This is a genomic window from Beijerinckia sp. L45 (assembly GCF_009765775.1).
Classification (GTDB): domain Bacteria; phylum Pseudomonadota; class Alphaproteobacteria; order Rhizobiales; family Beijerinckiaceae; genus RH-AL1.
In genome coordinates, this window is record NZ_LMUU01000215.1 from 24,781 (window position 1) to 47,327 (window position 22,547).

Consider the following 22,547-nt stretch of genomic DNA (forward strand, 5'->3'; position numbering starts at 1 on the left):
TATCTTCGTGATCGGATTCCTGGTCACGGTATTCGTCTCGTTCGGCTTGGCGCCATTCCTAGGCCAGAACTTCTTCCCGAGCACTGAGTCGCCGCAGATCAAGCTCCATGTCCGCGCTCAGACGGGCACGCGTATTGAAGAGACCGCCAGCCTCGTCGATCACATCGAGGATGCCGTACGCGCGGTGCTTCCGCCTGGGTCTATCGATACCGTGGTCGACAACATCGGCCTACCGATCAGTGGCATCAACGTGGCCTACGGCAATTCAGGGACGATCGGCGTCGACGATACAGACGTATTGATATCTTTGAAGCCGGAGTATGCGAGCCGGACGGACGGCTTCGTCAACACGCTTCGGGAGCGGCTGCAACGTCAGTTTCCGGGAATTGCGTTCTCGTTCCTTCCCGCCGATATCGTCAGCCAGATCCTGAACTTCGGGCTTCCTGCGCCGATCGACGTACAGGTGATCGGCAACAAGGCGGAAGAGAATCGGGCCTATGCCGAGAAGATCTTCAAGCGAATCAGCCTCGTCTCCGGCGTGGCCGATCCGCGGATCCAGCAGGTCTTCAACGCGCCGACGCTTAACGTCGATGTCGATCGCTCGATGGCGAGCGACATGGGATTGACCGAACGCGACGTCGCGACGAGCTTGCAGGTCACGCTCGCGGGCAGCATCCAGACGTCGCCGACCTTCTGGCTCAACCCGAAGAATGGCGTATCCTATCCTATCGTCGTGCAGGCGCCGCAATATTGGATCGACTCGCTCGGCAAGCTCGGCAACGTCCAGGTCTCCGGGAAGACCGGACCGAAGCCACTCGGTGGGTTCTCGACGACCAGCCGCACCACCACGGCTGCTGTCGTCTCGCACTACAATGTGCAGCCCGTCATCGATATCTACGGCACCACGCATGATCGCGACCTCGGTGCTGTGGCCGGCGACATCCAGAAGGTCCTCGACGACACAGCCAAGGAGGTGCCGATCGGGTCGACTGTGGTGTTGCGGGGGCAGATCACCACCATGACCGCCGCCTATAACCAGCTTTACGCCGGCTTGGCACTGGCCGTCGTCCTCATCTACCTGCTGGTCGTCGTGAACTTCCAGTCCTGGCTCGATCCGTTCGTCATTGTCAGCGCGTTGCCGGCGGCCATGGCGGGGATAGTCTGGATGCTGTTCGTTACGCATACGACGCTGTCGGTGCCCGCCCTCACCGGCGCCATCATGTGTATGGGTGTCGCAACCGCCAACAGCATCCTCGTCATTAGCTTCGCCCGCGAGCGCCTCGCCGAGGGCGCGGATGCGCTGACCGCAGCAATCGATGCAGGCTTCACCCGTTTCCGGCCGGTTCTCATGACGGCGCTCGCGATGATCATCGGCATGGCTCCGATGGCGCTGAGCGCCGAACAGAACGCGCCGCTCGGCCGTGCGGTCATCGGCGGCCTGATGTGCTCGACAATCGCGACGCTTCTATTCGTACCCGTCGTCTTCATGATGGTCCATTCGCGTGTGCAGAAAACGTCCGACGCGACGGGTCCGCATGCCCCCGCTAACAGCGCCGAAGCGGCGGCATCGCACCCATAACAAGGATTGAGTCATGTCGCCGATCGAAGGTCAGAAGCGATCCAGGAAAGTCTGGATACGCCTCCTCCTTGCCGCGATGGTTCTCGGGGGCGTTGCCGCCTACGGCATCGTTGATCGCGATCATAGCGAGGCGAAGCTCGCGCAATGGACGCATCAGCAGGCGGTTCCCAGCGTCGATCTCGTGACACCGAGGCATCCGACCGACGTCCAACACCTGACTTTACCTGCCGATGTCGAAGCCTTCTACACCGCACCGATCCACGCCCGGGTCAGCGGCTACGTGAAGATGTGGTACTATGACATCGGCGCCAAGGTGCAAGCCGGCGATGTGTTGGCCCGCATCGATACGCCGGATCTTGACCAGCAAACCGAGCAGGCGCGCGGCGAACTCGCCAAAGCACAGGCCGATCTCAACCTTGCGCAGTTGACGGCCGCGCGCTGGAAGGAGCTCCGCGTGTCTCAGGCCGTCTCACAGCAGACCGCAGACGAGAAGACAGGCGACGCACTGGCAAAAAAAGCGCAGGTCGATGCGGCGCAGGCCAATGTCGACCGCCTAAAGGCGCTGCAGAGCTTCAAGGATATCGCCGCGCCCTTCGACGGTGTCGTTACGGCGCGTCGAATCGACGTCGGCGCACTGGTGTCCTCGAGCAATGCCAGCCAGCCTGGGCTGTTCGACGTCGCTTCGGTGGAGAAGATGCGCGTGTACGTCCGCGTGCCGCAGGTCTACACCGCGAGCCTCAAGAAAGGCATGGTGGTGACGCTGACCATGCCGCAGTATCCAGGCCGGACATTCAAGGCGGTGCTGACGACCACCGCCGATGCCATCTCGCAGGAGTCCCGCGCGTTGCTCGTCGAGCTCGACCTCGACAACAAGGACAAGTTGCTGTCGCCTGGTGCTTATGCACAGGCACGTTTCGATCTGCCGCTCGATGCCAAGAAGCTCGTGGTGCCCTCGGGCGCCGTCATCTTCCGCAATGCGGCGCCCGAGGTCGCTGTGGTTGGTGATGATGACAAAGTCACGATGAAACCGATCGAGATCACGTTGGATACGGGAACGACCGTCGAAATCGCGGGTGGTCTGAGCCTCGCCGACAGGATCGTTACAAGCCCATCGGATTCCCTTGCCTCGGGTGACGTCGTACAGGTCGCGACAGTCGACGGCAAGAATGCCAGCAAGTCGATTGGTGATCAGGCCTCTCGAGGTGCCGCGGAATGAAGTCCGTCTCATGGGCCGGCGTCTTGATCTCGGCGCTCGTCCTGTCGGCTTGCGATCTCGCCCCGAACTATGCACCGCCGAAGGTCGATCTTCCCGCTAAGTTCAAGGAGGATGCCGGCTGGCGTGTTGCGCATCCCTCTGACGACCTTCCGCGCGGTGCGTGGTGGACGGCGTTCAAGGACCCTACCCTTAATGCGCTCGAGCCGCAGATCGAGGAGGCCAATCAGAACCTCGCGAATGCGCTCGCCAATTATCAGCAGGCCCGCACCAACGTCGAACAGGCACAGGCCGGCCTGTATCCTTCGCTGGAGCAGGACACCACCGTCACCACCAACCGCCAGTCCGATCACCGGCCGCTGCGTTCGGCCGATCAACCGACGCATTATGGCGCCAACACGCTCGACGTGCAGGCAAGCTACGAAGTCGATCTCTGGGGCCGCGTCCGCGATACGATCAAGGCCAACGCCGACCAGGCTCAAGCCGAGGCGGCGGTCCTTGAAAGCGTGAGGTTGAGCCTCCATGCCGAACTTGCCCGCGATTATCTCAACCTTCGCGGCCTCGATCGGGAAGCGCGGCTGCTGCGGGATACCGCCAAAGCCTACGGGGATGCCCTGACGCTGACGCAGAACCGGCTTGCCGGGAAGATCGCCTCCCCGATAGACGTTGCGCGCGCTCAGTCCCAGCTTGCGACGGCCCAGGCTTTGATCGACGACACTGCTGCGCGTCGTGCTCTCTTGGAGCATGCGATCGCCACGTTGGTGGGTAAGCCGGCATCATCGTTCACCCTGCCGGTCTCCGTGGCTGCGATCGCATCGCCGCGCCGACCTACGGCAGTGCCCTCGACGCTGCTGGAGCGCCGCCCCGATATCTCTGCGGCGGAGCGGGCAGTCGCCGCCGCGAACGAGCAGATCGGCGTCGCCAAGGCCGCGTTCTATCCGCGCTTCTTCCTCAATCTGTCCGGCGGCACACAGGATACAGGCTTCCACCTTCTTGATCTGAAGAATGAGTTGTTCTCGATCGGGCCCTCCGTGAACCTGCCCATCTTCGACGGTGGGAAGCGGACGGCGCAGCTCGAACTCGCCACGGCGTTCCGCGACGGCGCCGTCGCACAGTATCGCGGGCGCGTGCTGCAGGCAGTCCAGGAGGTCGAGGATGCGCTTGCTCTTGATCGCTTGCTTACGCTCGAAGCCAAGCATACGGCCGACGCCGAGGCAGCGGCGAAGAAGGTGCTGGATCTGTCATTGACGCTCTATCGCGACGGCGCGACCACCTACCTCGACGTCGTCACCGCACAGACGACGGCGCTTGACGCGGAGAGGACCGGCCTGTTGCTCGCCACCCGCCGGTCGCAAACCAGTGTTGCCCTGATTCTCGCCCTTGGCGGTGGCTGGACAGTGCCGGTGCAGCTTGCAGAAACACCGGTGTCGACTGTCGATCTGATCAAGCAATTGGGTCACTGACCGGCGCGGCGACCGGAAAATGACAATGGCGTGCGCCATCAAGAACGATCGGGCCGCAAAGCGAAGCCAACGCCGCGCACGTTCCTAATCAGGGACATCTCCCCTTCGGTATCGACCTTACGCCGCAAGGTCCCTACGTGGACATCTACGATGTTCGTAGCGACCGAACCCTTGAAGTCCCAAGCATCCTCAAGGATCATCGCGCGTGTGATGACTTGGTCGGGGCCCCGCATCATGTACTCGAGGAGGGTGAACTCGCGTGGCGCGAGGGCCACCGCTCGGCCGCCGCGAAGCACCGTGCGCTCGACCACGTCCATCGTGAGGTTGCCGACGGTGAGCAACATGACCCGTATATCGGTCGTGCGCCGCTGCAGCGATTCCACGCGCGCGATCAGCTCACCCACCGCGAACGGCTTACCAGGTAGTCGCCGCCGCCAGCGTTCAGTCCAGCGATCCGGTCGTCGACCGAGATGAGCGAGGATATGACGACGACGGGCGGAGGGTTCCCATCGCGTCTTAGACGCCTGACGATCGCGATGCTGTCGCTCTTGCCGATGAGACGGTCCAAGATCAGATTGTGGGCTGGTCCAGGGCAGCTGCTTGCAGAACTTCGCCTTCCGTCTGCAGGATCGAGACGATGTAGGATTCCTGCGCGAAGGCCCAGACTAAGTACCCAACCTTATAACCGTATGGACGGGCACCGGGCTCCGGCCCTTGATCACGCGCGACCTGTTGAAGCTCGGCTTAACCGATGCGAGTTCGCGTATCAGGCCGACAGTTTGCGGTAAAAGCATCGCCGCCAAGTAGGCGGCGAAGCAGCGTTGCAGCGCCAACGGGCGAGCGTCATCCAGCATGGTAGCGGCTGCAGAAGCATCCGAAATCAGGAACCTTTCGGCACGGACCTCACACTGCAGGTCGGGCTGTCGCGGAGCCAGGATCTCGGTGTCTTCAGATTCGCCGGGAGGCAGCTTTACGTAAAATTCGACGCTGCATGGAAACGCATCGCGTAGTCTTCGCTCTCGTCCTTTCCTTCGGTAGGTCAAGCCAAGCAAAGCCAGCATGTCCGGCCACATGGCCTGAACCGCCCGGTTTTCGACGAGATCGGCCTCGATGATCACCCATCCAGCTGTCGACCCGTCGACACTTCAAAGCTTATCTTAGCTTTTGACGTTATCCGCTCAGGACCACAGTGATTTAGCGGTCGCGATGACCGGTATCGTGTTGGAAGACATCAATTGCGGCCGCCGACGGGTCCGCCCGTGGCGGTGCCGCATCGGCGAGCGCCGGTTCCGTAGGATACCCCATCGCAGCGTCCGTTCGCGGCGACGCCCGGCTCGCGATGCGCACGAGGATACGTCCGTTCGTAAGCAGCGCCTGCATTAAGGTAATCCGGTGTCCCGGCCCAGGCAGCCTGATAAGAGATGCAAACACCGACAATCACGCACGCGACTTGGAGCTTAATCATCGGAACACCTTTACTATAATCACAAGTGACGCTCGCAAAAAGCAGCCGTCCTAGCAACTAAAGATTTCTTTAAAGTCAGCCCCCTGGCATTGCGAACCGTATATGCTTTGCCGGTCGTGTTTGCATTGGCTTAGCCGCTTCATAACTTGCCGCCGCTGTAGCGATTATGCAAAAGGCTCGTCGTCAGCGGCAGAGCCATCTTCCTTCAAGTTGACAGAAAGAGCCGAGCGAGTTGCCTGGATGGCCGCTAATCACTTCACACGGCGAAGATCGAACCAGTCGCCGATAGATCGCTCCCGAAGGTACACAAATGATGCTGTACGGCCGCTATGGACAGTGCCGACCGGTGTCGGCCACCGCATCCGCAAGCTCCACAAAGTATCCGGCCCGAAGGTTGACCGCTCCGCCTGAAAGGTAGTCTGAAGCCGCATTTGTCTGCGAATTGGTCGACGCACACACGGATTTCTGGGGGAGTGTCGACGTAGGCGTGCTTGCTACTAGGCTCCCTGAACGACGCAAATGGGGTCGTTAGATTCCGCCGAAAAAGTTGAATCCCTTCTGCTCCCAGTAACCGGGCTTGTAGCTGTTGGTGACTTCGATCGCCGTGATCCATTTCGGGTTCTTGTATCCCAGCTTCGTCGCCATCCGCAGGCGCAGCGGATACCCGTAGAGATCGGGCAGGATCTCCTTCGCGTATTTGGTCGCAAGTAGGGTCTGAGGATGCAACGCGGTCGCCATGTCGATGATGCTGGGATAATTGTCGGCGGTCTGGAAGACGACGTACCGCGCCTTCAGATCTGCCCCGACGCGTTCGAGAAACGTGCGAAGCCTCACCCCCGACCATTGGCCGATGTAATCCCAACCTTCCACGCAGACATGGCGGATGATCATGTCCGTCTCAGGCAGCGTCGCAATCTGGGCGCCGCTCCAAGGTTTTTTGTCCGCGATCAATCCCGCGAGTTCCAAGCGCCATGACGCGCCATCGATCGGCTTGACGTCGGCGACGTCATAATAGGCGTTGAAGGTCGGTGGTTTGAGGACCATCGATTCAGGATAGGTCGGCGCCAGTTTGTTGGGATCGAACAGGAACGCCTGCACGCCGTCGTTGAACGAAGAGATCGACTGTAGCGCCGATTCTACGGCTTCCGGACGACCGACGTCACAACCCGTCAGCATCGTCAGGGCGCCGAGCGATAGACCGCCGCGCAACAAACCACGCCGTTCGATCGAAGCCACCAGCGCGTGATGATCATCCAGGACCTGCTTGCCTGGCACGGTGCGAGGTCGGAAAAGGGACTTCATCATGGTTTCTGCTCCTTCGGAAGCCGGGGCCCGCCTGTCAGCATCGCCCAGATTGTCCTCGGCACGATCAGCGCGAGCGCGACATGCACGATAAGGAAACCGACGAGGATCGCCATGCCGGCGAAGTGGGTGATGCGTGCGCCTTGGAAACCACCGAACAGCGAGACGAGCCAAGACAGCTGAACGGGCTTCCAGATCGCGAAGCCGGTCACGACCTGTACCACGCCGGCAAGGATGGCGACGATGTAGAGAACCTTCTGCACGCCGTTGTAGATCGTGATATCGTCATGGGCGAACTTTAACCGAAGCGTGTCGCGGATCGTGTGGAGGATATCGCTTATTCGGATCGGGAGAAGGCGCTCGCGGAAGCGTCCGACGGCGAAGCCGTAGACGAGATAGGCAAGGCCGTTGAGCATGAGAAGCCACATGCCGGCGAAATGCCACTGCAGGCTCTCGGGCGCCCAACCGCCGAGGCGGTAGGTGCCACTGAAGTGAAGCCCCTTGATGATGACGGAATCGTCGTAGATTCCCCAGCCGGACGTGATCATGACGATCATGACGACGGCGTTGGTCCAGTGCATCAGGCGCACCGGCAAGGGGTGCAGTCTTCGAAGCCTGGATCGCGACAGTCTTATGGAATCGCCATCCACAATGGCTGCATCACTCATTGCTCTGTCTCCACCTTGTTTGTCGAAACCTGTAACGCTGGAGCCGATCAGCGCGAATGAGGGTTATGGCGGTGCCCCGAAACGGCATTACCCGTTCTCGGCCTAACTAGGATGCAGGACATCATGATAGCCCATCTGCAAGACGCCGCGATGAGAAGTCCGCTACGCGAAGCGCTGAAGTGCCTGTCTCCCGCGCTCCTAGTTGTTTCGCTCGCGATAGGCCCTCAGGTTACAGGCGCCATGATTTTTCTTGCCGCGTCGGCCGGGTTCGACGCGGCGACAGCGGGCAGTGGAACGCAGACCGACAAGCCTGACGGTGCGGACGCCGGCGACGAAGATGATGACGACGATAGGAAGGTCCGGCAACCCGTGCGCGTCGGCGATCTGATCGGCAGAGATGTGATCGCCCCTGTCGAGAGCCAGGATCTTCTCGGTCACGTCACAAAGGTCGTACAGACCGGAGACGGCCCAACGTTTGTTATGACTTACGGGGGCCATTTCGGCTTCGGCACCCATCTCGTCTGCGTGCCCGCGGATACGTTGGCCCTGACCGGCTACGCGATCCAGGCCAAAGGCATCAGTCCAGACGAGCTCGGCAAGCTTCCGGACTGCGATGGCGCCTCTGGCAAGCCGCTTGACGCGAGCGCGATGATCGAAATGAAACTCGCGAAGCCCGCGCATTAGAGCGCTTTCCGCATTGGTGGAATCACCAAGGCGATCAGAAATCGCTCTCTTCTCAAAAAATCGGCCGGCGAAACACTCTTCGCGCGACCGGCTCTCATCCGCATGTCGCGCGACCGGCAGAGAGGTGTAACAGCCTTATGACTTGCCATCGCCATGCTGCCTTCTTGGGCGGCCGCAAAAGCAAATGACCAATCAGCCACCGCCGGCCAAGACCACTACGCCGGCGGCTATGATGAGTATCCCAAGGATCTTAGGCATCGACACCGGCTCACCCAGCAATGTGCAACCTGCGACCGTCACCACGGCAAAACCGAGCCCAAGGAACGGGTATGCAAAAGAAGCATCGGCTTTGCTCAAGACATAGATCCACAGCAAGAGGCTGAGGCCGTAGCAGCCCAGGCCGCCGATGACGCCGGGACGTGTCCCGACGTCGAGGACCATCGCTAAGGGCGAGAGGCCGGTCGGCAAGCCACCACGCATCGCAACCCGCAGGAACAGCTGGGCGGCCGCGTTCAGGCCGACACTAAGAAGGATGAGTCCAAGGATTCCGAACCGGGGGCTCACGGAGTAGCCAAAGCAGCACTCTGCACGCGATCCTGCCAGGCCCTGGCGAACCGGTTCACTAGGTCCAGCGAATCCAGCGCGCCGTTCTCGGCGCCCTTCTCGAAGTCCCCCTCGACGCGCCCGAGCTGGTTGGTGACATGAGCCAAGCATAGCACCGGACGATCGCAAGCCTTGGCAAAGGCGTAGAGCGCTGCCGCCTCCATCTCGACGGCAACGATTCCCGCCTTCTGCCGTGCCGCAATCGCGGTCTCCGTCTCGCGGAACGGGGCATCCGTCGTCCAGGTCGCCCCGCGATGGATCACGTGCGGCGACGTCGCGAACGCGGCTTGTGCCAAGGCGATGAGATCGGCGTCAGCGCCGATCCAAGCGGCAGGCGGGAGGTAGTGGTAGCTCGTACCCTCGTCCCGCAACGCGCGGTCGATCAGGATGTGGTAGGGCGGCGACCCCAGATCCTTGATCTGTCCGGCGGAAGCGACGCTCAGCAGCAGCTCGCAGCCGGACGCGAACAGTTGTTCCCCCACCAGGACGGCGAAGGCCGCGCCGACGGCGTAGCCAACGACCCCACATCGGATGCCGCCTGCATCCCATTCCCAAAGTTCCGTGTGGTAGCAGGCCCAATCGAGGGACAACGTCGCTCCGCAGATGAGCCTGACGTGTTCGACGATATCGCCATCCGGATCGAGGATGCACACGGGCGGGACAGCCCCTCCGCGCAGACCCTTCTGACGCCGCGCCTCACGCAGCATGTTCTCCGGGCGAAATACCGAGACCTCGTCATGGTCGTGACGCTCCAAGAGAGGCGCGTTCATTATCCCGTCGCGCGATTTGACCGGAAGGTCCAAGGTCATGACTTTGCCTCCTGAGGTGACAAGGCGGTCTCGCGTTCGCGCGCCACCCTGACGAATGTCGCAACGATGCGCGATCCCGCGCGCAACGTGCCGCGAACGGAGCCGGCGACCTTGGATTTGCCACCGGTCCGGCAGCGGTTGGGGACCGGGATCTCGAGGACGCGCAGTCTGTTGCGCGCCACCTTCATCTGCATCTCCAAATTCCAGCCGTAGGTCATCTCCTGCATGGCCAGTCCGAAAAGCATGTCGCGACCGATCGCACGGAAAGCGCACATGTCGGTGTAGCGAACCGCATAGAGCGCCCGCATCGCAAGGCCCGCTGCAATTCCGGCACTGACTTGATGCCAGCCCATGCTGCCGGGTTCGCGGGTCCCGGTCACGCGCGATCCGATGACGAAATCCTGCGCGCCTGCCTGGATCGGCGCGACGAGGGCAGCGATCATCGCCGGATCATCGGCACCGTCGCCATCCATGAATACCATGATCGCGTCGCCGGGTGCGGCTTCGCTTGCCTTGAGACAGGCGCGGCCATAGCCACGCCCGGCTTCGATGACGGTCGCGCCAGCCGCCCTGGCGAGGGCGATCGTCGCGTCCGTGCTACCGCCGTCCGCCACGATGATCTGATCGACGACGTCGCGCGGAACAGCCCCGAGCAAAGGCCCTATGGACGCCTCCTCGTTGAGCGTCGGGATCGCCAGGACGATAGGGCGACGCATCAGAGGCTCCAGCGCAAGCCGCAACTCGCGCAGGCCGTCGGCGGCTTGTCGGAGAGCAGCGCTTCGCGGAAGTCCGTGTAGGCCGCGCCGTTCCAGATATCGCGCAAGCTCTGCTGGGTGGCGTCACCCAGCGTATAGTTGTCGTAGCCGCGCTGCGAGAAGGGCGCGATGCAGCAGGGCAGCGCGCGACCGTTCGCCGTGAAGTACATTACCGACCACGGTCGTCGGCACATCGACCAAGGCGACCCGTCGTCGTGGCGCTTGAGGCTCATGCCCGGCTCCGAGGCCGCCCCGGACGCGCTGAAGCTGATGCCGAGCGACTCCGCCAACGCGGCGGCTTCGGCGATGAAGACGGACTCTTCTGAATTCATCCGCTCGTAGAGCGCCTGGTCCGGCCGGGCGAGACCGATGGCGTCATCCTCGAAGAAGACCAGGCGCTGAAGGTAGACCTCCTTCACGCCGATCTCCGCGGCGACGCGGACGAACTCCGGAAGCTCGCCGATCGTCTCCTTCAGGCCCGTCAGCCAGGCGGAGACGCGCGGCAGCGTGTGCCCCTCGCGCTCCTGCATAGCGCGGAACGCTTTCACGTTGTGCAGGATGCGGTGGAAGTAGTTCTTGCCGCGCACGGCGAGATAGGACGACGGGTTCGAGGCGTCGAGCGAAACGCGCAGCTCGTCGAGCCCCGCGTCGATCATCGCGCGGCCGTTGCGCTCCGTCAGCAGCGTGCCGTTGGTGTTGAAAAGCACATAGACGCCGCGATCCTTGAGATAGCGCACCATCTGCGGCAGATTCTTGACGAGCATTGGCTCGCCGACGCCGTGCAGCACGGCGCGCTGCAGCGTCGGGATCTGATCGACAATGGACGTGAATAGCTCCCAGCTGATATCGGCCGGCGGCTCCAGCTCGACATAGGTGCGTGGGCACGTCGTACAAAGCAGATTGCAGCGGTTCGTCGTCTCCAGGTAGAGACAGACCGGCTCGCGTTCCATGCGCTTCGCGCGCTCCGGCGCGACGCTTTCGAAGTATCGTTTGGGATCAACCGATGGTCGGGGCGGCGACAGGATGTCCATGACGCTTATCCTTGAAAGTCAGAGCGCGGAGGGCGAGATCGATTGCCAGAAAGACGAAGAACGGGCCGTAGAAGATCGATGCGCCGGCGAAGCTCGGCGGCCAGCCGGCCACGTAGAGCAGTGTGCTCGACCCGGTAAGGTAGAGGACGGGCCAGGACGGGACGAAGCAGAGGAACGGGATCAGCCAAGCGAAATACCAGGCGAAGTGCGGCGAGGTCAGAACGGTGTAGGTGCCAACGATGAGGAACGCACCGGCGATGTCGGCGCCGTCGCTTATCCCACTGGTCTTGCGGGCCAACAGCACGATCAGTCCAACCGCACCGAGAGCCAGGGCCGCGACCGGCATGTAGAGCGCGAACGCCCACTGCGGGATCTCGACAACGTGCCGAAGCAGCACCCAGAGATAGAGGCCGGAGCCGTCGCGCAGACCCTCCTCGTCGGAGTAGCCGCCGAGGAATCCGAAAATCTTTTTCCCGGCGCTGATGTAGGGAAGATAGAGCAGCGCGATCGTCGCGGCGCCGGCAAGCGGAAGGCGCCAATCCCAGCGCCGGTAAAGCGCCGGACCGACGACGACGGGGAAGAATTTGACGAGCGCGGCTCCGCCGAGCGCGATGCCGGCGAGGATCGGGTGCCTCCGATCCGCGGCGAGGAGCGAAAGCATGACGCAGGCGACCGCGATCGCATCGACATGGCCGCTTCCGGAAAACTCCCAGATCGGCAACGGATGCCAAGCGTAGAGCAACACGCGCGTCGCCGGGATCCTGCGGCTCCGCAGCAGGCCTAGGATCGCCCAGATGGCCACCATCTCGAAGCCGACCATCGCGGCCTTCATCGCTGTCAGACTTTCGCTGACGCGAGTCACGAGGAAGAAAACGATCTGGGCGAGCGGCGGATAGATCGTCGGCGCGTATTCGGCGCGGTTGATCTCGGGATAGATCTCGTCGTCGCGCAGGAACGCCAGATGCGGATCGGCTGGAATGTATTCGTAGGGATTGATGCCCGCGGCCTGCACGCGACCATCCCACACATAGCGGTTGATGTCGGTCGAGACGGGGTCCGCGAACAGCAGCATCAGCCGCAGGACCGCGGCCACGCCGAGGATGAAGATCAGCGCGCGTCGCGATGCGTCGGCGTCCTGGCCGCGATCGCGCAATGAAACGAAGACCGCCATGGCATAGATCGCCACTTCGACGGACGTGCCGAGGAAGATCGGCATGTGTTCTTCCGCATAGAGCGAACTGGCGAGCACGGCGTGGACGCTGAACAGCGCAGTCGCAAGCAGCGCCAGACATCCAAGCGACCAGCGCGTCATCCGCTCGACCGTTCCAGAGAAACGTCGCCAAGACGGAAGGCAAGGCGAGCGTCGCGGTCCAGGCGCTCGATCAGGGATCGGGTGTGTCGTGCTTCCGCAGGCCGCGCATCGCCGATTCCGAACGCATGGCCGTCGAACAATTCGCCGCGCAGGATCGCGAGCGCTTCTGCATCGTCGACGTCGTACCATGTCGGCAGCACGTGGACGGCCAGTCCGATCTCGGTGGCCCGTTCCAAGGTCTGCGCGGCGACGCGCTCCGTGCTCCAGGCGATGTCCTCGAAAAGGCGTGCGTGATGCCGCTTCAAGCCGAGAAGGTAATAGCCGCCGTCGTTCGAGGGACCGAGCACGGCTCGGTCTCCTGGCGCCGCGAGAACGCGCGCGGCTTCGAGGAGGAAGGCCTGCGGGAGGGTGGGGCTGTCGGCGTTGAGCACGCAGGCCGCACCATGCCCGCGGCCCAGGAGCTCGACGATCGTAGCCGACAGGCATTCGCCGAAATTCGGATGCCAGGCTTCAAAGATTTTGATGCCAGCGGGAAGGAAATCAAAGAAAGCGTGCTCACCGGGAGGGCCATACGCCATGTATCCAGCGATCGAGCCGCCGCGGCCAGCGTTCAGCAGGTTGGCGGCGATGTCGCGGAGAAACGCCGTGTTGAACAGCGCAGCCTCGTCGCCCGTAAGCGGTGGCGACAGGCGCGTCTTAGTACGACCGGGCTTCGACGCCTTGGCCATGACCGCGATGCCACAGAACGCCAATCCATGAAGCGGCGCTATCCCATCCTCGCCCTGCGGCCTAAGCATTGGCAAGCCGACATTTGCAGAAGAGCAGGACTTCGACATCGCTTCCTCGATAAAGACCTTCTCGCAATCCAGCCTCCTCGAGGTTAATCGTTCTCTCAAAGGATTACGATGTGGAATCGCTTTCAGTTACACGAAGACCAAATTAATTGTTGCGCCGAGACGTTCGGGTACGATGCAACTGGCGAGCCCACAGGGCTGGAACGCACCAAACCTTCATCAATGCGCCCGTGCGTTGCGCTGGCTCGAGGCTGCGTAAGCGTGATCATGCGATGCCGCCCTGACGCATGATGGCCGATGCCAACGATCGCTTTCACAGGTGAGCGCGGTGCTTCTGCCCTGTGCAGGCTTTTATACGTTGCGGAGGCGGTTAGCGAACGCTGGCATGCTTCTCGACTCCAAAGCAATCCTGACCTGTCTTGCTCCAAAGAATGAAAATGCCGGACAGTTCGTGCCGGCACCGCGACAGGGACTCAGTCGCGGTGCCACGCTTCGGATCGAATTTGAGCAAAGGAAATCGATATCGGTTTCGGTGTCCAGGCTACTGAACCATGTCTTCCGCTGGGGTCGTCATCAACGCCATGTAACGGTCGGCGGGGCCCAACAAAGCCATCTGTGGGTCTCCTAGAGTTGAGGTGGGAAGCATGGCTCAATCTCTCGGTTTCTGACGATGGAAGTTGCTCGCAAACGTCGAAAGCCAACCTGTTGACCGATTGGCTTGTCGATCTCCTCGTGACGGACGGCTGCCTGCGGCGTGAATGGGTGGCGAACGTCGGCAGTTGGCGCGAAGCTGTCCGGCAGTTTCAGCGTTTTTCTTGCCGAAATCTGTCATTGGGAGCAAGACGATCAGGCGGCTGTTTTGCTGATCACGCTACTTCCGGCCAAACGCACTCCACTTCACTGCGCGGAAGTTTTCGGCCCAGTCTCATCGACCTACTTGCGGCCCACAACGATGGCCCTCCGATCCAGCGGATGCCCAGCTTAGCTTCGCTTCGGTATCTGGACATCCTCAAGCAGAAGCGTCAGCGCCATGGCGACGAAGTAGAGTGCCGCAACCCACACGAACATCGTGTTAAACCCGGACGAATAGTGGCCGAGCACCGCTTCACGGAGCGTGGCCGGCAGGCTCGCTGCGAGACGCGGGTTCAGTCCGGTCAGTCCTTCCGGCAACAGCGCGGCAGCACTGGCGGGAAGCTCGGCTGTCTGTCGGTTCAACGCCCAGGTCATCACGGCGCCGTTCAACGCCATCCCCAACGATGCCCCGATGGTTCTTGCCTGGGTGACCAGCGAGGTCACCGCGCCGATGTCCTGCAGAGGGGCTGCGGCCTGGATCGCCACGATCAGCACCTGGAACTGCAGGCCCATGCTGATACCGAACAAGCCCATCATTGCCGCCAACACCCAACTCGGCGTGTGCAAATCGACAAGGAGAAAACCTAGCATCAGCAATCCGCCGATACCCATCGCCGCTACCGGCATCCATTTGTAGCGACCCGTCGCGGAGATCACCCGGCCTGCCAAGATCGAGACGATCATCGAGGTTACGGAAGCCGGCAAGAACAGGAATCCAACCGCGGCCGGGCTCAACCCGGTCAACGTCTGCATGTACAGCGCGAAATAAAAGAACATTCCCAGTGTGGTCGAGCCGGAGATTAGCGATACACCTGAGACGATAGGGACTGTTGAACTCTTGAACAGCCGCAGGGGCACGACAGGCTCCTCAGCCCGCTGCTCGACCACGATGAACAAGGTGATGGCTGCCAACGCAACCGCCGGCAGCACGAAGGTGAGCGGGTCCGGGCCTGCTGGGTCCAGCACGTGGTAGCCCCAGTAAACGATAGCAGTCGTACCGACAGCCAGAAGAGAACCGCCCAGATAATCAATACTATGCGTTCTAGCGCTGGATTGACCGCGCATGACGAACGCCAGTAGTGCGAGGACGACGATTCCGACTGGCAGGTTCACCAGGAAGACCCAGCGCCAGCCGAAAAGGCTGGTAATATAGCCTCCTGCCAAGGGCCCGAGGACCGACGATAGTGCGAAGACCGCCGAACTGTATCCTTGATATCTGGCGCGATCGCGCGGCCCGAAGAGTTCGCCTATCATAGCGAAGGCCGAGACCATCAGGCCGCCGCCGCCGATACCCTGCAAGACGCGCGCGGCGATCAGACTTTCCATCGACCATGCGGTGCCGCAGACCAACGAGCCTAACAGGAACAGACCGATCGCCGCCAATACCACGTTCTTGCGGCCGTACATGTCGCCAAGCTTGCCGTAGAACGGCGAGACGGCAGCGGTCGAGAGCAAGTAGGCGGCGCCGACCCAGCCGAACAAATGAAGGTTGCCGAGTTCCCCAGCGATGGTGGGCAACGCTGTGACGACGATCTGCATGTCGATGGTGGCCATGAACATGGCAATCAGCGCACCGAAATAGATGATCAAGGTTGTCTTGTCGGGCCCGGCCTCGGCAGGGGTAGCAAGAGGAATGGTGGCTTCTAGGGGCATGGATTTCCTTCGCCGATAAGGAAATAATTATGTGCTGCCGACATGTATATGTCAAATACAAATATGTGAGATCGACATATGATTGACATTCACATGTATTTTTGCTAACGCGCTTTTACATGACCATTAGTGACAGCGGGCCGGCCAAGCCCGCCAAGTTTCCTACCCTTTGCCATAGCGATCAGGACCTCGCGGTTTTGGCGCGTGAGAGCGGCCTGTCCGAAGCCGCAGCCGATGCTGTCGCCACCATAGATGCGGTGATGGGCAGGGTGCGCCGCTCGATCCAGCGGCGGGAGTACGGGCGCTTGATCGTGGCCCGCATAGATCCGTCGCTCGAGGTGAGTCATCTCGATGCGATCAGCGCTATCGTGCAGAATCCGTCAGTCGGTAATACGTCGGAGGACGAGGTGACGGTCGGTGTCGTCGCCGAACGCCTCGGCATCGACCCGTCCCGTGCCAGCCGCCTTTCCGCCGATATCATTGAGCGTGGCTACGCCTTCCGCGTTGCGTCGCAACTCGATGCCCGACGCATTTGCCTTAAGCTCACCGCCAAAGGCGAGCGTTTCGTGTCAGCGGTGCGCCAGACCAAATGGCGGATTTTCGCAGGGTCACTTGCGCGGTGGGACGAGCAAGAACTGGTGACGTTCGCCACCTTGCTGGAACGGTTCGCGGATTGGGCCGTCGACGAAGCGGGAATGGGCAAATTGGCGGATGCCGTCAAACAGATGATGGACGACACGGAAACAGGCGCGGGAGAATGACGCGGCCTCTGATTAGATCAATGAGAGGGTGATACGCGCTCGCCGGTGCTCAAAGCTGTCGACGAGCCGAGATGCCGCGTCGTGACCGCTGCGGATGCGGATCGTCACGATGCAGTAGACGACATCGGCCGAGAAGCAGGAATCCTCCCACTTGATCTCACGGACCCAGCTGTCGATCCCGGGCGGCTTGCCGGAGGGCGTCGCCAGGCGCGGCTTGATCCGCTTGGGCAGGGGCGTGCAGGGAACAGTATGATCCAGCGTACGCACCTTTGAAGCCGGCCTGGCGCTTTCTTTCCTGAGTTCAGTTGACTTTAGCCAAGAGCTGCTGCGCTTTCGTCAAGTTCGCGGGCACCCGCGCGCGCATGTCGCCGAGCACCTTCTTGAGTTCCGCACCCTCTGCCGCCGGCTGAAGAACCGCGGTGAGTTGCTGAATCACGCTACGATGGTGATCCACTTCCTGACCGAGGAATTCTTTGTCGATGTCCGCGACCTTGGCCGCGTTGAGAGCTGCGATGTCGTTTTTTAGGGTCGCTTCGAGTTTGCTGCTGTCGTCGCTGCCGGCGGCCCGAACGCCACTCTTCTTGGCGATCGCGAGCAGTTCTGCCGTTCGATCGACGTGCATCTTGATCATGTGGGTTGCGAAATCTTTGACGTCCGCATTCTGCGATTTGGCTTGGATAATTTTGCTCATTTCGATCTGCCCGTCGTCTGAAGAAACGAGGTAGCCGATCGTTTGCGCATCGCTCCAGCCGGCGCTGGCATAGGCGACGTTGGCAAGCAGGCAGAAGACGGCGATCGCGGTTGAGATGGTGAGTCGCATCGATTGGATCCTTGTGCGATGAGAGTTGGCTCAATGATAGCACGCGGCGAACCTCGCGGATCATGCGACGGAGAGAGTAGCATCGGTCCAGGCGACTGCGCCATGTGAGGCGGGCAGCGCCACCCGGTAAGTGAGAACAGTAGGGCGCGTTCCTCGTCGATCGCGTCGGCGCCCATGCCCTTGGACATCCCCCACGGCGATGTGGTCGTTCAAGTGGTGCGATGAAGTAGGACAGTCCGAGGCGGCATGACTGCTCCACGGACGGCCCACTAAGAACGACCGCTCCCACGCATCGGCGCTCTAAAGCAGTCCGACCGCTTTCAGCCATAGACAGGCCATCAGGCGTAATCGCGTCCAACTGCTGTTCAACCGAAATCGTGAAGCATAGGACAGGCACTCGCCGGGCCGTGACCATCCCGTGCGGCGATCTCAATCCTCGATTTAATTGCTTGGCCTGCCCGTCGAGCGCCTTGCAGCATAGCCTCAGAGATCTCTTAAATGTTCGATAACGTTGGTTCTAAGACCATCAAGATGTTCGAACATGGCGCGTTTCGCCCCTTCCGGATCATTACCGAGCAGGGCGTCGATCAGGCGTAAGTGTTCTGTCTTTGCGGATTGGCTCTTTCCGGGAAACTCGGTCAATTCGAATAGGCGCGTGCGGCGCCGGAGATTGCGGACCAGATCGGCAAGATAGTCGTTGTGGAGAGCGTCGACCACCGCAAGATGAATATCTTCATCGAGAGCCCAAGCATTGATGCTGTGCGGTAATTCGGGCGCCTGCGTTACGCGATCCCTAAAGGTTTCGAGGACGCTTGATTTAATCTTACCGCAGGCGAGCCACGCGGCCTCCGGCTCGAGCAGACGCCGCACCTGCAGCATGTCGAGAAATTCCCGGATCGTCACCGTCCGCACAGTAAGAGCCCGTCCTGCGCGTACGAGCAGTCCCTCGCCCTCCAAACGGCCCAAGGCATCGCGGATCGGGGTTCGCGACAGATTCAGGCTTTCAGCGAGCCGGCTCTCCTGAATGGCGTCGCCACCACGCAGCGTGCCGTCGGACAGACGTTCCACGACATAATTGTAGGCGCGATCGGCCATGCTTGGAGCAACCGCAGCGATAGCGGACAGCTTGAACCCGCGTGTGTCTTTCGCGGCGATGCTCATCGGGCGTGCCTTCTGTCTTTATTCGCCATCCGGTCAGGCCTTATTCTCACAAACGCCAGCGGCGCCTAGTTCTGCAGCATATCCTTGGGCCATACCCGAAGTATGCCGCAGGCTCGCGGTTTCGTTCAATCGAACGTTTTCATGATCCAGCACGACAGCGACGCTCATCGTGTCAAACGGATTGCTTTATCGCGACAATGCGGTCGACGATGGACGCTCGCACATTGTCCAGATGCTCCGCCATGCATCGACGGGCGCCAGCGGCATCGCCGGCCGTAACCGCATCTACGATCGCAAGGTGCTCGGCAGCGCCCGGCGCCAGACGCTCGGGAATCTGGCGGGTGTCGAAGATGTGGGTCCGGCGCCTCAAGTCGAGGAGCGTAGTCGCCATAAACCTGTTTTGCGCCGCTTCCGAGATCATGCCGTGCACGAGGTCGTCAACAGCCCAGTGATCTGAGGGAGATGGTTGCGCCGCGCTTACGAGCGTCGCAATGGCGTCTCGCGCCTGTTTGGCTGCCTTCTGATCGATGCCGCGCTCTGCGGCGATCCCGGCGGCTTCGACTTCCAGCAGCTTTCTCACTTTGAGGATCTCGATAAAATCCTGCACGGCGATTTTGCAGACAATCGGCGATCGGGTGTCGCGCGACGTGACAAGGCCTTGGGCTTCGAGTTTCGCCAGAGCTTCCCGCACGGGCGTTCGGGAAATGCCTAGATTTTCTGCAAGGCGGCGTTCTTGGAGGACAGTACCGGGCGCGAGATCGCCCGCAAGAAGCAGGAGGAGCAGGCTCTCGTACGCCTGATTGCTCAGGCTGCCTTGCTTCCCGGCTTTTGTATCCGGGTAATCGACACTCACATTCATGCTCCAAGGCGTGGCATCGCAACAAAATCCCGACCACGCAGGCCTCAACCCATCCGGGCGAAACGCCAAGCGTATCCTATAAATATACCGATTTCAGCCGTCTAGAGAGGCGTTCGGGATCGAGGTGCGGCTGTCGTGCATCAAGGGAGTCGCCGAGCATTTTCCGGCCTGGTCTACAGCTTGCATACCAACTGAATACGGCGCACGGGCCGACGTGTTCGGCGGGACGGATCCGCTGATGCAAGCAGGGGTAAGAACATGACCCGCATAGATCATTCACTCGGTATGTCGCGGCGCGGCCTGCTAGGGGCTGCAGTGACCCTGCCGCTTCTGGGACGGACGAGCGCATTCGCTGCGGATCTTGAAAAAGTCAGCATTCGGCTGGATTGGCTTCCCGGCGCGTATCATTCGGCCCTATTCGTTGCGAAGGCTCGTGGCTACTACAAGGATCGTGGACTCGACGTCGAGCTTCTCAACGGACAGGGCAGCGGCTCGACATTGCAACTGCTCGCTGCCGGAAATCACACACTCGGATTGGCCAGCCTTTCCGCCCTTGCCCTTGCCACCTCGAAGGGCGTGCCGGTCATCGGCGTTGCCGGGATCATGCAGCGTGCACCGGAGTCGGTGATTTCGCTCAAGGGATCCGGCCTGCTGAAACCGAAGGATCTCGAAGGCAAAAGCTATGGCGCTGTGCCGGGCGATCAGGCGCAGCGTCTGTTCGATGCCTTCGCGGAAGTGAACAAGCTCGACATGTCGAAGATCAAGAAGGTCTCGATCAACCACGCGGCGTCGCTGACGTCCCTGGTCAACGGCGATGTCGACTTCATCGCCGCATGGGCAACGCCCGACGGCACGAAGGTCAACGCGATCAAGCCGATCAATCCGCCGATGATGTTTTCGGACTATGGAATCAACACGCTTGGCACCGGCGTTTTTGCTTCAAAGGATACGGCCGAGAAGAAGCCCGACATGATCAAGCGGTTCCTTCTCGCGACCATCAAGGGCGCGGCCGACGTTGCGAACGACCCGGCTGCCGGCGTCGCTGCGGTTCATGAAGCAAACCCGGAGACGGATCCGAAGATTCTTGCCATCGAAATGGCGGCGCTGCCGCGCTACCTCCACACCGATGACAGTGCCGGCAAGCTTTACGGCTGGGTGGCGGAAAAGGATCTGATCCAAACGATCGCGATCCAGGAGAAATATTTCGGTATGCGCGTCGGCATGAAGCCTGCCGACATCTACACCGGGCAATTCTTCGCCAGTTGACGGGCCGCTGTTCGCAATGAGTCTCCGGCGCCGACATGGGTGTCGTAAGACGTGCTCGTCCCGATCCCAAGAGGTAGATGCGCACTTGGATTCATTTGGTATACCAGACAAATTGCGCGCGGATGCGAGTTTGAGATTTGCTCCGTGCCCGGCCTTCAACGGGAGACGACGATGATTTCTGCCGAGGAAAACGTGATCCTTACCCGGGTCGGACGCGGCACGCCGATGGGCAACCTGATGCGCCAGTTCTGGATTCCGGCATGCTTGTCGTCCGAGCTCATCGCCGACGGCGATCCGACGCGCTTGATGCTGCTTGGCGAAAAGCTGATCGCGTTTCGCGACACCGCGGGCCGCGTCGGGATCTTCGACCATCGGTGCCCGCACCGCTGCGCGTCGCTGTTCTTCGGCCGGAATGAAGAGGGCGGGATTCGCTGCGCCTATCATGGCTGGAAGTTCGACGTCGATGGCAATTGCCTCGATCAGCCGAACGTGCCGGACAAGAACCGCTATCCCGCCGGCACCAAGGCCTATGCCTATCAGGTCACCGAACGCGGCGGCCTCGTATTCCTCTACATGGGCGAAAAAGAAGTAGCGCCGCCGCTTCCCGATCTCGAGCCGACCATGGTCGATACCAAGGACAAGGGCATCGCGCTGACCCAGCGTGACTGCAACTGGTTGCAGGCGCTCGAAGGCGACGTCGATACGTCCCACGTCGGTTTCCTGCATGTTGGAAAGGTCGACGGCGAACAGATCGATCTGAACGATCCCGCCCGCTACACCGTAATCAACAAGGACCCCATCATCAACGTCACGGAGACCGATTACGGGACGATGTATTCGGCACAGCGCGACGCCGACGAGAACAAAGAGCACCATCGCTTCGCGTCGTTCATCTTTCCGTTCTGGGTCACCTATCCCAGCGACATGCTGGCCAACAACGTCTCGGCCAACGCTTGGGTGCCGATCGACGACGAACACACGATGATCTTCAACATCGACGTCTATCGCGGCACCGGCAAGGACACGACCCTGTACTATCGGGACGGGACGGAAGTCCCGGGATTGTCACGTCCCCTCGACTATCGTCCGCGCACCGACGACTGGATGGGGCGCTGGCGGCCAACGGCCAGCCGCGCCAACGACTATTACCTCGACCGCGAAATGCAGCGTAACGGTTCCAGCTATACCGGCATCGTCGGCATTACGATGCAGGATCAGGCGATCCAGGAAAGCATGGGCGCCATCGTTGATCGCAGCCTCGAGCATCTCGCCTCGAGTGATCGGATGGTCATGCTGACGCGCCGCGCCCTGCTCAAGGCCGCGATCGATTATCGCGACACCGGAAAGCTGCCGCGCATCGTCGAGGAGCCGCATCTGTGCCGTGATGCGCGTGGCGGCGATATCGTCGTGCAGAAGGGCACCGACTGGCTCGATGCCTATGAGAACGCGATGAACTCTGCCGTCGGCCCGCTGCACGGCCTGAAGGCCGCCGAGTAA

Annotated in this window: 22 protein-coding genes; 7 read left to right on the forward strand and 15 right to left on the reverse strand. The window is 61.3% G+C overall.

From position 1 onward, the window contains the following. The 3 genes from GSQ79_RS22170 to GSQ79_RS22180 all read left to right on the forward strand — a co-directional run. A partial coding sequence (locus tag GSQ79_RS22170; RefSeq protein WP_158811056.1) for an efflux RND transporter permease subunit occupies positions 1–1,579 on the forward strand: 1,579 nt, incomplete at its 5' end. 13 nt (positions 1,580–1,592) lie between these two features. Next, complete coding sequence (locus GSQ79_RS22175; protein WP_158810952.1) at positions 1,593–2,795, forward strand: efflux RND transporter periplasmic adaptor subunit; 1,203 nt, start codon at positions 1,593–1,595, stop codon at positions 2,793–2,795. Beyond that, positions 2,792–4,255 carry an efflux transporter outer membrane subunit gene (locus GSQ79_RS22180; protein WP_158810953.1) on the forward strand — a complete coding sequence of 488 codons (1,464 nt, stop codon included), beginning with the start codon at positions 2,792–2,794 and terminating at the stop codon, positions 4,253–4,255. The genes GSQ79_RS22175 and GSQ79_RS22180 overlap by 4 nt, the downstream gene beginning before the upstream one ends. Positions 4,256–4,293: 38 nt before the next feature. Here GSQ79_RS22180 and GSQ79_RS22185 read toward each other — a convergent pair whose 3' ends face one another. The 4 genes from GSQ79_RS22185 to GSQ79_RS22200 all read right to left on the reverse strand — a co-directional run bounded on the left by GSQ79_RS22185 (position 4,294) and on the right by GSQ79_RS22200 (position 7,690). Then, positions 4,294–4,659 carry a response regulator transcription factor gene (locus GSQ79_RS22185; protein ID WP_158810954.1) on the reverse strand — a complete coding sequence of 122 codons (366 nt, stop codon included), beginning with the start codon at positions 4,657–4,659 and terminating at the stop codon, positions 4,294–4,296. A gap of 261 nt (positions 4,660–4,920) precedes the next feature. Continuing rightward, entirely contained in the window at positions 4,921–5,373 is a 453-nt protein-coding gene (locus GSQ79_RS22190; RefSeq protein WP_158810955.1) for a hypothetical protein, read from the reverse strand. Between the two features lie 875 nt (positions 5,374–6,248). After that, a complete protein-coding gene (locus GSQ79_RS22195) occupies positions 6,249–7,025 on the reverse strand; it encodes a molybdopterin-dependent oxidoreductase (protein WP_246725501.1) in 777 nt (258 codons plus the stop codon). Continuing rightward, positions 7,022–7,690, reverse strand: a complete 669-nt coding sequence (locus GSQ79_RS22200) for a cytochrome b/b6 domain-containing protein (RefSeq protein WP_158810956.1) — start codon at positions 7,688–7,690, stop codon at positions 7,022–7,024. Before GSQ79_RS22200 ends, GSQ79_RS22195 begins: the two co-directional genes overlap by 4 nt. Positions 7,691–7,930: 240 nt before the next feature. Here GSQ79_RS22200 and GSQ79_RS22205 point away from each other — a divergent pair, with 240 nt between their 5' ends. Then, positions 7,931–8,374 carry a hypothetical protein gene (locus tag GSQ79_RS22205; RefSeq protein ID WP_158810957.1) on the forward strand — a complete coding sequence of 148 codons (444 nt, stop codon included), beginning with the start codon at positions 7,931–7,933 and terminating at the stop codon, positions 8,372–8,374. A gap of 192 nt (positions 8,375–8,566) precedes the next feature. Here GSQ79_RS22205 and GSQ79_RS22210 read toward each other — a convergent pair whose 3' ends face one another. The 7 genes from GSQ79_RS22210 to GSQ79_RS22240 all read right to left on the reverse strand — a co-directional run bounded on the left by GSQ79_RS22210 (position 8,567) and on the right by GSQ79_RS22240 (position 16,183). Continuing rightward, entirely contained in the window at positions 8,567–8,938 is a 372-nt protein-coding gene (locus tag GSQ79_RS22210; RefSeq protein WP_210253180.1) for an SMR family transporter, read from the reverse strand. Then, entirely contained in the window at positions 8,935–9,786 is an 852-nt protein-coding gene (locus GSQ79_RS22215; protein ID WP_246725502.1) for a nucleoside phosphorylase, read from the reverse strand. The genes GSQ79_RS22210 and GSQ79_RS22215 overlap by 4 nt, the downstream gene beginning before the upstream one ends. Beyond that, the gene (locus tag GSQ79_RS22220) at positions 9,783–10,502 is read right to left on the reverse strand and encodes a glycosyltransferase family 2 protein (RefSeq protein WP_246725503.1); all 720 of its coding nucleotides are present in this window, start codon (positions 10,500–10,502) and stop codon (positions 9,783–9,785) included. The genes GSQ79_RS22215 and GSQ79_RS22220 overlap by 4 nt, the downstream gene beginning before the upstream one ends. Continuing rightward, complete coding sequence (locus tag GSQ79_RS22225; RefSeq protein WP_158810958.1) at positions 10,502–11,572, reverse strand: radical SAM/SPASM domain-containing protein; 1,071 nt, start codon at positions 11,570–11,572, stop codon at positions 10,502–10,504. The genes GSQ79_RS22220 and GSQ79_RS22225 overlap by 1 nt, the downstream gene beginning before the upstream one ends. Beyond that, positions 11,538–12,884, reverse strand: coding sequence for a glycosyltransferase family 87 protein (locus GSQ79_RS22230; RefSeq protein ID WP_158810959.1), 1,347 nt, complete (start codon positions 12,882–12,884; stop codon positions 11,538–11,540). Before GSQ79_RS22230 ends, GSQ79_RS22225 begins: the two co-directional genes overlap by 35 nt. After that, positions 12,881–13,612: a DUF2064 domain-containing protein gene (locus GSQ79_RS22235; RefSeq protein WP_246725504.1), complete on the reverse strand. Its 732-nt coding sequence runs from the start codon at positions 13,610–13,612 to the stop codon at positions 12,881–12,883. The genes GSQ79_RS22230 and GSQ79_RS22235 overlap by 4 nt, the downstream gene beginning before the upstream one ends. A 1,047-nt stretch (positions 13,613–14,659) precedes the next feature. Next, positions 14,660–16,183 carry an MDR family MFS transporter gene (locus GSQ79_RS22240; RefSeq protein ID WP_158810961.1) on the reverse strand — a complete coding sequence of 508 codons (1,524 nt, stop codon included), beginning with the start codon at positions 16,181–16,183 and terminating at the stop codon, positions 14,660–14,662. Positions 16,184–16,302: 119 nt separating this feature from the next. Here GSQ79_RS22240 and GSQ79_RS22245 point away from each other — a divergent pair, with 119 nt between their 5' ends. Beyond that, on the forward strand, positions 16,303–16,944 hold the full coding sequence (locus GSQ79_RS22245) for a MarR family winged helix-turn-helix transcriptional regulator (RefSeq protein ID WP_158810962.1): 642 nt from the start codon (positions 16,303–16,305) through the stop codon (positions 16,942–16,944). Between the two features lie 12 nt (positions 16,945–16,956). Here the strand turns inward: GSQ79_RS22245 and GSQ79_RS22250 are convergent, their stop codons facing one another. From GSQ79_RS22250 to GSQ79_RS22265, 4 genes are all read right to left on the reverse strand, one after another. Continuing rightward, positions 16,957–17,211, reverse strand: coding sequence for a hypothetical protein (locus GSQ79_RS22250; RefSeq protein ID WP_158810963.1), 255 nt, complete (start codon positions 17,209–17,211; stop codon positions 16,957–16,959). Between the two features lie 34 nt (positions 17,212–17,245). Continuing rightward, positions 17,246–17,764: a DUF4142 domain-containing protein gene (locus GSQ79_RS22255; protein WP_158810964.1), complete on the reverse strand. Its 519-nt coding sequence runs from the start codon at positions 17,762–17,764 to the stop codon at positions 17,246–17,248. Between the two features lie 483 nt (positions 17,765–18,247). Beyond that, positions 18,248–18,925, reverse strand: a complete 678-nt coding sequence (locus GSQ79_RS22260; RefSeq protein ID WP_158810965.1) for a GntR family transcriptional regulator — start codon at positions 18,923–18,925, stop codon at positions 18,248–18,250. Between the two features lie 172 nt (positions 18,926–19,097). Continuing rightward, positions 19,098–19,778 carry a GntR family transcriptional regulator gene (locus GSQ79_RS22265; protein WP_158810966.1) on the reverse strand — a complete coding sequence of 227 codons (681 nt, stop codon included), beginning with the start codon at positions 19,776–19,778 and terminating at the stop codon, positions 19,098–19,100. 264 nt (positions 19,779–20,042) lie between these two features. Between GSQ79_RS22265 and GSQ79_RS22270 the strand changes: the two genes are divergently transcribed. Further along, entirely contained in the window at positions 20,043–21,050 is a 1,008-nt protein-coding gene (locus tag GSQ79_RS22270) for an ABC transporter substrate-binding protein (RefSeq protein ID WP_158810967.1), read from the forward strand. 171 nt (positions 21,051–21,221) lie between these two features. Then, on the forward strand, positions 21,222–22,547 hold the full coding sequence (locus tag GSQ79_RS22275) for a Rieske 2Fe-2S domain-containing protein (protein ID WP_210253181.1): 1,326 nt from the start codon (positions 21,222–21,224) through the stop codon (positions 22,545–22,547).